The sequence below is a fragment of the Dietzia sp. DQ11-71 genome (assembly GCF_014144995.1).
GTDB classification, from domain to species: domain Bacteria; phylum Actinomycetota; class Actinomycetes; order Mycobacteriales; family Mycobacteriaceae; genus Dietzia; species Dietzia kunjamensis.
Genome location: NZ_JAALDT010000100.1, coordinates 1 through 9,994, shown reverse-complemented (window position 1 = coordinate 9,994; position 9,994 = coordinate 1). Strand labels below are relative to the sequence as shown.

Sequence of the window (9,994 nt, the reverse complement as noted above, 5' to 3'; positions counted from 1 at the left end):
GGGCTCGGCTGCGGCGGGTTCCGCTGCCGCCGGGTCGATGGGCGCGGGTTCGGTCGGGGCGGGTTCGGTCGGCGCAGGTTCGGTCGGTGGCGGCTCGGTGGGTGCAGGCTCGGTGGGTGGCGGTTCGGTCGCCGCGGGCTCTGTGGGCGGTGGTTCTGTGGGCGGAGGGTCAGTCGGTGGTGGCTCGGTCGGTGGTGGTTCGGTCGGTGGCGGTTCGATCGCCGCGGGTTCGCTCGGGCTCGGCTCCTGACCTCGTGCGCGTGGCCACGAATGCCGCGATCACCGCGGCGGCGGCGTACAGCGCGGCCGGGACCAGCATCAACGACACCGACCGTCCGTCGGCGGGCACCAACGGCAGGACCGCGACCATCCCCACGACGAACGCCGAGTTGAACAGCGCGTCCTGCAGTGCGAAGACCCCGCCGCGGCGGGCGTCGGGGACGTCGGTCTGCATGGCGTTGTCCGCGACGAGCTTGACCACCTGGGCACCCAGACCGATCGCCACCGCGCCCACGACCAGCGCCGTCGGCTCGAGGATCGGGCCGACCGCGAGCTGGGCGACCCCCGAGAGCACCGCGCCCGATGCCACGACGACGATCCGCCGCCGACGGGCGATGGCCCAGGGGGTGACGACGGCGGCCAGACCCATGCCTGCGGCCACCGCCGCCGACATCAGTCCGAACCCACCCATCCCGGCCACGACAGGGCCGCCCACGCCGCCGGACTCGGCGTCGCGCAGCAGCAGGATCGCCAGCATCGTGGTGATCCCGAACGCCGCCCGGCCGAGCGTCACGCCGGTCAGCGACACCCACACGAGGGCCGTGGACCGGGCGGCCCGGACGCCCTCGGCCAGTCCACCGGCGAACAGGGACAGCGCATCTAGTGCCACGCCCCGGCCGGGATCAGCGCTGAGCTCGTCGTCGTCGGGTCCCAGGTGCCGGCGCGGCAGGGCCAGGATCGCCCACACCCCCACCAGCGCGGCGACCACGGACGGCACGAGGGTCCACGACACCGCGGCGTCCCCGGCGCCGAGGACGGCCAGGACGGCGAACGCCGCGACCGCGCCGACGGCCGTGATGATCGACCCCACGGTGACCAGAACCGAGTTGGCGGCGGCGAGGATCCGATCGGGCACCACCTTGGGCATGGCCGCGGTCATTCCGGTGTTGATGAGGCGGCCGAGACCGATGGCCACGAGCGAGAGCGCGAACAACGCCGCCAGGCCCGCCCCGGTGTGCACGGCGCCGACGGCGACCAGCGCGATGGTCGCGATGATGGACACCGTCCTGACCAGCGCCGCGACCGCGACGACGACCCGACGATCCCAGCGGTCGAGCGCGGCGGCGGCGAAGGGGCCGACGACCGAGTACGGCAGCAGCATGACGGCGAACCCGCCGACGATGGCGGCGGGCGTCGTCGCGGACTCGGGGCTGAACAGCACGATCCCGCCCAGCGCGGCCTGGTGGATCCCCTCACTGAGCAGGGCGGCCAGGCGCGCCGTGGACAACCGGCCGAGGCCGTCCGACTCCCGCAGCGCGGCCGCCAGTCGTCCGCGCGGGGGGCCGACCGGATCGGCGGACAGTGAGGTCACGCGAATCACCGTAGCGCTCGCCGCACGAGCGGTGACCACCGCGGCGGGACCCGATCGAGGGGACGCGCGTGTGGGTCGTCGGCCACGGGGGCATCATGGGGACATGGACACGGGACCGGACGATCTGGGCGGTGGCGGCCTGTTCGGCGACCGCCTCTACTCCGCGATGGACAAGCGTGATCCCGTCGCCGGGTCGCTGCTCATCGCGGCGCCCGACATGCCCGATCCCAACTTCCAGCGCGCGATCATCTACATGATCGAGCACGACCACTCGGGCTCCCTGGGCGTCGTCATCACCCGCCCGAGCGAGACCGAGGTGGAGTCGATCCTGCCCGCCTGGGCCGAGATCTGCGCTCCCCCGTCCGTCTTCCACATCGGCGGTCCCGTCAAACCCGACACCGGGATCGCACTGGTGGTGCTCGGCTCCGGCGTGGACGGTGACCGGTTCGTCGGGCTCCAGCAGATCGAGGGCCGGGCGCACGTGGTGGACCTGGACAGCGACCCCGATCTGCTGCGCGACCACGTCGAAGGGATGCGGGTGTTCGTCGGATACACCGGCTGGGCCCCCGGGCAGCTGCAGGACGAACTCGACCGCGGCGACTGGTACGTCGCCCCCAGCCTGCCCAGCGACCTGCTCGCCCCCGCCCGCGTCGACGTGTGGGGTGCGGTACTGCGGCGTCAGGAGATGCCGCTGCCGCTGTACGCCACCTTCCTGCAGGACGGGGACGTCAACTGACGGCCGGCGCCCCGGATGAGTCTCATTATACGGGAGACAGTTTCTAGTTTGTGGGATCGAGTCTAGGCTCGTGCAGGTGGAGACGGTGAAGCATGAGTCGACCGCGGTGACCCCGCGGCACTGGCTGGTGCTGGCGGTCGCCACGTTCGTCGCCGCGTCGGGCTCGGCGTTCGTCGTCGGCGTGGGCTTCCTGCTCCCCCACCTCACGACCGTCGAGGGGCTGTCGCTCTCGCGGGCCGGGGTGCTGGTCGCGATGCCGCTGGTGGGCATGGCCACGGCGCTGATCGCCTGGGGCTGGCTCGTCGACCGGACGAGCGAGAAGCTGGTCCTGGTCTCCGGCTCGGTCGGTGCCGCGCTCGCCCTGGCAGCCGCACTGTTCGTCGACTCGTTCACGTTGCTGGCGATCCTGTTGCTGGTCACCGGCGCCTTCACCGCCTCGGGGAACTCCGCGAGCGGGCGGCTCGTCGTCAGCTGGTTCCCGGCCCACCGCCGCGGGCTCGCCATGGGAGTCCGGCAGATGTCGCAGCCTGCCGGATCCGCGGTCGCGGCCATGACCTTGCCGCTCCTCGCGCAGTCGTACGGATTGGCCGCGGCCTTCGCGGTACCCCTGGTCATGGCCGTGGTCTCGGCGGTCGCGGCCCTCGTCGTCGTCACCGACCCGCCTGGCCACCTGGCTGCTCCCCCGTCGGCGCCGAGCGCCGCGGTTCCCACGGTGACCGGCACGGCGTCAGCGACCCGTCCCCCGGCGGACGGGTCGCCGTACCGCGGCTCGGACTACCTGGCCCGGGTGCACGGCGCGTCGGTGCTCCTCGTCCTGCCGCAGGGCATGCTGCAGGCGTTCCTGCTGGCGTGGCTCGTGCTGGGGCACGGCTGGTCGGCGGTCTCCGCGGGAATGGTGGTGACGGCGAGTCAGGTGCTCGGGGCGGTCGCCAGGATCGTGGCCGGCGCGGTGTCTGACCGCGTCGGGTCGCGGATGAGACCCCTTCGCGCTGTGGCGATCTCGGTCACCGGCGGCCTGGCAGCCCTCGCTGTGGCCGAGGCGTTGGGAGCCCCCGGGGTGGTGGCCGTGACGCTCGGCGTGGTCGCGACCGTGCTCTCGGTGTCCGACAACGGCCTGGCGTTCACCGCCGTCGCCGAATACGCCGGCCCGCGGTGGAGCGGGCGCGCGCTGGGCGTGCAGAACACCGCGCAGTTCGTGGCGATCGCGGCGTCCACTCCCCTGGTCGCTGCCGTGATCGAGGCGGTCGGCTACTGGCCGGTGTTCGCGGGCGCGGCGGTGGTCGCCGCGGTGGCGATCCAGCTGGTGCCGCGCGCAGACGTCGTGCGGGTCTGACGAGGGGCTGGTGGGTAGTTGTTTGTGAGCCGGTCAGGCTGCACAACTGCCGCAGGCTCGACCGACAAGACCGGAGCGAAAGCCCAGTTCAGGACTCCGATAGGCGTTTACGCAAGTTGTTCAGAGTTGTTCTCGACCTGCTCCGGCCAGTTCCCGCTGCCTATCCCGCGGGCCCCGTACCGGCCGCCCGCCATCGCACCGTGGGACCCCGGCTCGGTCCGTCCGGGTCGATCTGTGCGCGGCCTGTCTGCCGCAGGTACCGCAGGAGCTGGGTTACTTCCCGCCCGTCCAGCCCCGTCGCTTCGACAATGTCGCGATTGGTCAAGGAGTCACCGGCTCTGAGGTGCTCCTCCACCCACTCCTGAACCGATACCGTCGACAACCCTGCCGGCACCGCGGACCCCAGACAAGCGAGAGCAGCGGAAGTCAAAACCCACTCGTCGCCACGGCTCGTCACCGGCTGCACCAGTCCCTCGTCCTCGAGCCAAATCATTACCTGAAGTGATTCAGCCGGCCCACCTTGAGTCTCGCGCTGCACCTGACGAACTGTCATCAGAGGCGCGCGGGACAGATGTCGCAGCACGATTAACGTGGAAACCGCGTCGATGATGTTGTCGCCGAACTGCCTCCTGAATCGGTTAAGAGCGGCTATGAAATTGGTGTCAGGTCTAGATGCGACGAGTCTCACCTCAACGTGGAAGTCGTCGGCATCGACCTCGGGGGCTTCCCGCCCTGTGGCCAACATCGACCGCCACATTCGATCGAAGCCACGAGAGGATTCCTCCGCGAGGCCCAGTTGGCGCATTCCCGCCATTAGTTTGTTATTTCGCGGAACCGATTGAACAGTGAGTAGTCGGTGAATATCCACTCCGAACGGAAGCGCGCCCGGCGACCAGACTTTCAGCAGGCGAGGAGCCTGGTCGACGACGACGGGTGATGACATTGACCAGTCTCGGTGGACCAACGCGTTAGACACCACCTCGTCAACGGCGGTCGATGGAAAAGCCGGGACAGGGACCTCCTGGCCGGTCCCGAGGTCGACCCGAGCGATTTCAGCGTCGGAGTGCCGTTGAATGAGGGTTTGCAGTTGTTCTGTTGCGAGCACGACGGGCCCTGAGATTTCAGTAACGGTCGGATCGCCGCCTGGAACCTGACGAAGCAGGTGCCTGGCGACTACCGCCCCCGGGCGACTGCGGCCGAACAAGAGGACTGCGGCCTCGGTGATTTCTCCGGAGTCGGTGAGTAGGCCCAGTTCTCTCAGCAGTGCCAGCGGCTCTGCGGGGGCGGCGGTGCCATCACCGGTGGCGGCTCGTCTTGCGGACAGTAGTTCTGTTGCCCGTTTCAGGGCGAGGTAGTCGAGATCGTCGAGGGTCGACGAGGAGGGTCGGGCGGTGAGATCCGGATTCGCACGCGCATACTGCAGGGCGCGCCGATCGTTTTCAGTCATTGGTACACACTGGGTGCCGACTCGGCGACGCGCTGCGCCATTCGTCCTCGTGTAGACAGACAGACCTTCGGGGACCCGGATCAACAGCAGACGAACTTCGTGGTAGCTGAGGTCGCGCGCCTCGACCCGCAAATGTGGGATCGTGCTCTCGAATACTTTCCGCTCGACCCACTGTGCGTCGCGATCCGTCCCGCTGAACGCTTCCAGTCCAGCACGTTTGTCCGCCACCCCGAGGACGATGTGGGCTTCTCCGGCGGAGCCGTTTGCAAAGCAAATCGCCGCATCGAGAACGGACTCGACCACCTTGGCGTCTGGGTTTCCGCTGCCACGCTGTCTGGTCGGTACCCGGGCGGGGTCTTCTTTGAAGTCAAGCGTCGAGGATTCGAGCGCATCGCCAGTGGCTCCCGCTCTGATCGCGTCCAGCGCGTGGGCCACTTCTTGAGGGAGGGGGCTCATCATGGGAACAGAGTAGCCCGAGTTGTTGTGGAGTTATTGAAACAACTAGCAAACAACTTCGGCCTGCCAGGGATGTTGGCTTATAGCGTCGGTGCAGTTCAGAGCCTCGTGTGTAGTTGTTCTGAGTTGTTCTGCGTTGTCCTTGGTGGTTCCGACCCCGGTTCGACCAACCAGTCGATGACGGCGCGGGCGTCCGAGCACCTGAAGCAGTGCCACACGGTGGGAGCGGGCTGGGTCCCGGGCTGGTGTGCGCTCATGCCCCGAGTCTGCGCCGACCGGCGCGAGCGCGGAAGGGCTCCGACGGGGGTGATGCCAAATCGTGGCTGGCTAGACTGCCCGGCGTGCCGCACGCCCCCGCCACCAGCGCAGAGATCCGCAAGGGTCTTGCCGACTGCTCGACCGTCGGGCTGGGACTCGTCCCGCTCGGTCTGGCGTTCGGGGTGCTGATGACGCAGGCCGGGTTCGACTGGTGGTGGGCACCGGTGTTCTCCATCGTCATCTACGCCGGCTCCATGGAGTTCCTCGCGATCGGCCTGCTCACCGCGGTCACTCCCCTGTATTCGCTGGCTGCCGCGGCGTTCCTGGTGAACTTTCGGCACGTCTTCTACGGGCTGAGCTTCCCGATCGAGACCATTCGCTCTCGGCTCGGTCGGCTCTATGCCGTCTACGCCCTCACCGACGAGGTGTACGCGATCACCGCCACCAAGCGGCGCGTGGAGATGACCGGCGCCCGGACGCTGACCATCGCGATCACCTGCCAGTCGCTGTGGGTGGTGCCGGGCATCGTCGGTGCGCTCGTGGGATCCGCGCTGCCGGAAGGACTGGACGGGCTGCAGTTCGCGCTGACCGCCCTGTTCGCCGTGCTTGCGGTGGACGCGTGGCGGTCCTCGGGAGACCTGCCGTCGCCGGTGATCGGCCTGGTCTGCGGCCTGGTCGCGGCGGTGGTCGCGCCCGGTCAGATGCTCATCGTGGGCCTGTGCGCGTTCGTCGTAGTGCTGTTGCTGCGCTACGTCTGGGCCGCGCGCACCGAGCGGGCCGCGACGTGACCGCCGCGGTGCCCGGGACCGCCTACCTGCTCGCCGGGCTGGGCGTGATGTTCCTCGTGACGCTCGCGCTGCGGGCCGCCCCGTTCGTAGCGCTGACCCGGTTGCGCGATTCCGGCGTCGTCCGCTATCTGGGCCGCACGATGCCCGCCGGCGTGATGGTCGTGCTGGTGGTCTACACCCTGCGGGACACGACCACCGAGCTCGGCTCGTGGGTGCCGGCGGCCGTCGCGTTGGGGCTCACTCTTGCTGTGCACCTGGCGTTTCGACGGGCCGCGGCGAGCATCGTGCTGGGCACCGCGACCTACATGCTGCTGCAGACCCTGCTGGTGTGAGCCTGCCGACCCCGCCTGCCGCTCAGTGGACCACCGGGCACGTGCCCAGGTCGACCTTCCACTCGGTCAGGCCGTTGAGCCACCCCGACCGGAGCCGCGTGGGGTCGCCGAGCGCGGTCAGATCCGGGAAGTAGTCGGCGACGGCGTTGAAGATCAGCTCGAGTTGCATCTTCGCGAGGTTGGCGCCGAGGCAGTAGTGCGGGCCCTGGCCGCCGAAGGTGACGTGGGGGTTCGGATCGCGCAGGATGTTGAAGCTGAAGGGGTCGTCGAAGACCTCCTCGTCGAAGTTCGCGGAGCCGTAGCAGATCAGGACGCGGTCGCCCTTCGCGATCGACACGCCTCCGATCTCGGTGTCCTCCATGGCGGTGCGCTGGAACTGGGTGATCGGCGAGGCCCACCGCAGGATCTCGTCGTAGGCGGTCTCGGGCCGCTCGCGCTTGAACAGCTCCCACTGCTCGGGGTGCTCGAGCATGGCGACCATGCCGTGGGTGGTGGCGTTGCGGGTGGTCTCGTTGCCGGCCACGGCCAGGAGGGTGACGAACCAACCGAACTCCTCGGCGGAGAGATGTTCGCCGTCGACGTCGGCCTGGACGAGCTTGGTCACGATGTCGTCGCGCGGGTTGGCGGCGCGGTCCTCGGCCATGGCGTTCGCGTACCCGATGAGCTCCATGGACGCGATGGCGGGAGCGTCAGGGTCGCCGCCGGCGTCGTAGCTGGTCATGATGTTGGACCACTCGAAGATCTTGTGGCGGTCCTCTTGCGGCACGCCCAGTAGGTCGGCGATCGCCTGGAGCGGCAGCTCGGAGGCGATGGCGGTGACGAAGTCGTCGGCGTTCGACTCGGCGGCGGCGGTGACGATCTTGCGTGCCCGGTCGGCGAGCTCGTCGCGCATGCCGGCCACGCCCCGGGGGGTGAACCCGCGGGAGATGATGCGCCGGTGCTTCTTGTGGATCTCGCCGTCCTCGTTGACGAGCATCGACCGCTGGGCCTCGATGATCGATCGGTCGGTTCCCTCGGCGAATCGCGGGATCATCGTGTTCTCGCCGGCGGAGAACACCTCCCCGGTCAGGCGCGAGATCTCCTTGACGTCGGCATGCTTGGTGACCAGCCAGTAGTGGTCGTCGTCGAACCCGTCGGAGCCCGCGCGCTTGTCGACGCGGTGGATCGGTTCGGTTTGCCGGAGCTTGCGCCACTCGTCGTGGGGGAGCCGCTTCTCGAACAGGTCGGGGTCGGTGAAGTCGAAGCCTGCCGGGATGGTGACGTCCATGGTGTCTCCTGGGGCTGGTCGCCCGCCGGGTCTGGCGGGGATGAAACCGTGAATAGTGGTAACTATATACACGTGGCACTATCCTCGAGTGAGATTCTCGACCGCGCTCTGATGCTGGCGGAGCAGATGTCGGGATCGATCGCGCGCGCGGCGGCGAACTACGACCTGACGGTGCCGCGGCTCGAGCTGTTGTTCGTCCTGGGTCTGCAGGGCGAGTGCAAGCAGGTGGAACTCGCCACCTATCTCGACTGCTCGCCGCGCCAGGTGACCGCGCTGGTGGACGGTCTGGTGGCCAGTGGGCACGTGGAGCGCACGATGCCGCCGGACGACCGGCGGGTGCGGCTGGTCAACCTGACGGAGAAGTCACGCCGGATCGTGGATGAGGTGGTGACCGCGCGCGTCGGACTCGCCGAGTGGTTGTTCGAAGGATTCGACGACGACGAGCTGCAGGCGTTCGGCGCGGTGTCCGAGAAGTTGGTCTCCCGAATGAGCGGGCGGGCGCTGAGCCGGCTCCCCGAGCAGTGAGTCGAGTTCGGCCGATGGGGCACGCCGGCCGTTGAATCAGGCGGAGCAGGTAGCGCAGCCGGTGTCCGCGCGGGCGTACTCGACGAACCCGCGGGAGAGGTAGTTGGGGACGGCGGCGGGGGAGTCGTCGTCGCAGGTGTGCAGCCACACCCGGCGGCACCCGGGCACGTTCCAGGCGATGCGGCAGACCTCGGAGAGGAACCATCCGCCCAGGCCGCGGCCGGCGAATCGGGGGAGCAGGCCGAAGTAGACGATCTCCACGTCGACGCCGTCGTCCCCGACGCCGCCGGAGTTGTTGAAGACTGGGCCGGTGGTCTCGTCGCAGGGGCTCATGCGGAGTTCGGCGAACCCGACGACCTCGCCGCCCCGGGTCGCTCGCAACGTGCTGACGCACGGGTCGGAGCAGTACGAAGCCCAGTCGCCCTCTGCCCACTCCAACCGATCGATCCAGTTCCAGTCGCCGCCGATCTCGCGGTACATCCGCGAGTTGAACGACGGCTCGGCGGGGAAGACGCGGGAGATGGTCAGCTCCGCACGGCCAGCGGGACGCAGGTGGTCGGCGTCGGTCTGCTGGAAGTAGGTCACGCTGGTCATCGGGTTATTGAAGCACCGCCGCCCTCCCAGACCCAACATTCGCGGGGGGAGGGCGGCGAGGAGATCAGCCACGCGAGGGGCGGAACCTGCGCTGTTCGGCTGACCGCTTGTCGTACCGATTCAGTTGAACGAGATGTGCGGAACACCCGGGAGGTTCAGGTCGTTGACGGACCCGGCAGCGGCGTCCTTCGCCTGGTTGAGCGCATCGGTGATTCCGTTCTGCACTCCGACTGCGGCGTGGGGATTGGCTCCGATGGCACCTGCACCTGCACCCAGGGCGGCTGAACCGCCTGCTGCAGCGCCAGTGCCGACCATGCCAGCGATTGCGGTGCCAGCGGTGGCGACTGGGCCGGCCGCCATCGCGGCGCCGACGACAGGTGCTGCGATGGGGCCGAGAGCCATCAGGGCGGAGATGATCATTCCGGAGATGGCGGTGGCTGCTGCGAGCATGAGTAATCTTCTTTCTCTTGGTGGGTGGACCTGACGTGTTCGGCGTCAGGGGATGTTGAGCTGTCTGGGGGCGATTGGCGCCTGGGGGATGATCTCCCCGCGTCCGCCGAGGTCGATGGTGATGGTTTCGGGGGCCGGTGGCGCTGGTGCAGGCGCTGGCGCGGGAGCCGGAGCGGGCGCCGGTGCGGGCCGGTACGGGGCCGGAGCGGCCGGCTGC

Annotated in this window: 10 protein-coding genes; 5 read left to right on the top strand and 5 right to left on the bottom strand. The window is 69.0% G+C overall.

Features of this window, described 5'->3' with window-relative positions; translation table 11 throughout:
• Positions 1-169: 169 nt before the first annotated feature.
• Positions 170-1,591: an MFS transporter gene (locus tag G6023_RS04180; RefSeq protein WP_182634164.1), complete on the bottom strand. Its 1,422-nt coding sequence runs from the start codon at positions 1,589-1,591 to the stop codon at positions 170-172.
• A 103-nt stretch (positions 1,592-1,694) separates the two neighbouring features.
• On the opposite strand from G6023_RS04180, the gene G6023_RS04175 reads away from it, so the two are divergent.
• Together G6023_RS04175 and G6023_RS04170 are read left to right on the top strand one after the other, a co-directional pair.
• Positions 1,695-2,327: a YqgE/AlgH family protein gene (locus G6023_RS04175; RefSeq protein ID WP_182634163.1), complete on the top strand. Its 633-nt coding sequence runs from the start codon at positions 1,695-1,697 to the stop codon at positions 2,325-2,327.
• A gap of 85 nt (positions 2,328-2,412) precedes the next feature.
• Positions 2,413-3,660 carry an MFS transporter gene (locus tag G6023_RS04170; RefSeq protein WP_347570714.1) on the top strand — a complete coding sequence of 416 codons (1,248 nt, stop codon included), beginning with the start codon at positions 2,413-2,415 and terminating at the stop codon, positions 3,658-3,660.
• A 160-nt stretch (positions 3,661-3,820) separates the two neighbouring features.
• Here G6023_RS04170 and G6023_RS04165 read toward each other — a convergent pair whose 3' ends face one another.
• A complete protein-coding gene (locus G6023_RS04165) occupies positions 3,821-5,566 on the bottom strand; it encodes an RNA/DNA-binding domain-containing protein (RefSeq protein ID WP_182634162.1) in 1,746 nt (581 codons plus the stop codon).
• 338 nt (positions 5,567-5,904) lie between these two features.
• Here G6023_RS04165 and G6023_RS04160 point away from each other — a divergent pair, with 338 nt between their 5' ends.
• Together G6023_RS04160 and G6023_RS04155 are read left to right on the top strand one after the other, a co-directional pair.
• Positions 5,905-6,609: an AzlC family ABC transporter permease gene (locus G6023_RS04160; protein WP_182634161.1), complete on the top strand. Its 705-nt coding sequence runs from the start codon at positions 5,905-5,907 to the stop codon at positions 6,607-6,609.
• Complete coding sequence (locus G6023_RS04155) at positions 6,606-6,941, top strand: branched-chain amino acid transport AzlD family protein (protein ID WP_096906403.1); 336 nt, start codon at positions 6,606-6,608, stop codon at positions 6,939-6,941. Before G6023_RS04160 ends, G6023_RS04155 begins: the two co-directional genes overlap by 4 nt.
• 22 nt (positions 6,942-6,963) lie before the next feature.
• Here the strand turns inward: G6023_RS04155 and G6023_RS04150 are convergent, their stop codons facing one another.
• Complete coding sequence (locus tag G6023_RS04150; RefSeq protein WP_096906402.1) at positions 6,964-8,208, bottom strand: cytochrome P450; 1,245 nt, start codon at positions 8,206-8,208, stop codon at positions 6,964-6,966.
• A gap of 72 nt (positions 8,209-8,280) precedes the next feature.
• On the opposite strand from G6023_RS04150, the gene G6023_RS04145 reads away from it, so the two are divergent.
• Positions 8,281-8,733 carry a MarR family winged helix-turn-helix transcriptional regulator gene (locus tag G6023_RS04145; RefSeq protein WP_235027764.1) on the top strand — a complete coding sequence of 151 codons (453 nt, stop codon included), beginning with the start codon at positions 8,281-8,283 and terminating at the stop codon, positions 8,731-8,733.
• A gap of 36 nt (positions 8,734-8,769) precedes the next feature.
• Here the strand turns inward: G6023_RS04145 and G6023_RS04140 are convergent, their stop codons facing one another.
• Together G6023_RS04140 and G6023_RS04135 are read right to left on the bottom strand one after the other, a co-directional pair.
• On the bottom strand, positions 8,770-9,327 hold the full coding sequence (locus G6023_RS04140) for a GNAT family N-acetyltransferase (protein WP_096906401.1): 558 nt from the start codon (positions 9,325-9,327) through the stop codon (positions 8,770-8,772).
• Positions 9,328-9,447: 120 nt separating this feature from the next.
• Positions 9,448-9,777: a hypothetical protein gene (locus G6023_RS04135; protein ID WP_096906400.1), complete on the bottom strand. Its 330-nt coding sequence runs from the start codon at positions 9,775-9,777 to the stop codon at positions 9,448-9,450.
• Between the last annotated feature and the right edge of the window lie 217 nt (positions 9,778-9,994).

Excerpts from the sequence above, each read along its gene's own strand:
- G6023_RS04175 (WP_182634163.1), top strand. The coding sequence starts at position 1,695 with ATGGACACGGGACCGGACGATCTGGGCGGTGGCGGCCTGTTCGGCGAC.
- G6023_RS04165 (WP_182634162.1), bottom strand. The coding sequence starts at position 5,566 with ATGATGAGCCCCCTCCCTCAAGAAGTGGCCCACGCGCTGGACGCGATC.
- G6023_RS04150 (WP_096906402.1), bottom strand. The coding sequence starts at position 8,208 with ATGGACGTCACCATCCCGGCAGGCTTCGACTTCACCGACCCCGACCTG.
- G6023_RS04140 (WP_096906401.1), bottom strand. The coding sequence starts at position 9,327 with ATGACCAGCGTGACCTACTTCCAGCAGACCGACGCCGACCACCTGCGT.
- G6023_RS04135 (WP_096906400.1), bottom strand. The coding sequence starts at position 9,777 with ATGCTCGCAGCAGCCACCGCCATCTCCGGAATGATCATCTCCGCCCTG.